At 77.6% G+C, this 277-nt stretch carries 1 protein-coding gene; it reads left to right on the forward strand.

Annotated features, from left to right (window positions below; all coding sequences use genetic code 11):
- A partial coding sequence (locus tag ACSNN9_RS28760) for an AlkA N-terminal domain-containing protein (RefSeq protein WP_436676430.1) occupies positions 1–277 on the forward strand: 277 nt, incomplete at both ends.

The raw sequence follows: 277 nt of genomic DNA on the forward strand, positions 1-277 counted from the left end.
ACGTGACGGCGACGCTGCGGCTGACCGACATGCGCGACCTCGCCCCCGCGGTGGCCCGCTGCCGCCGCCTGCTCGACCTCGACGCCGATCCGACCGCCGTCGACGGCACCCTCGCCGCCGACCCGGCGCTGGCCCGGGCGGTCGCCGCCGAGCCGGGGATCCGGCTCCCCCGCTCGGTCGACGGCTTCGAGATGGCCGTGCGGGCGATCGTCGGTCAACAGGTCTCCGTCCGCTCCGCCCGCACCACCCTCGCCCGGCTCCTGACCCACCTCTCCCG

It is taken from the genome of Micromonospora sp. URMC 107, assembly GCF_051386315.1.
Classification (GTDB): Bacteria; Actinomycetota; Actinomycetes; order Mycobacteriales; family Micromonosporaceae; genus Micromonospora.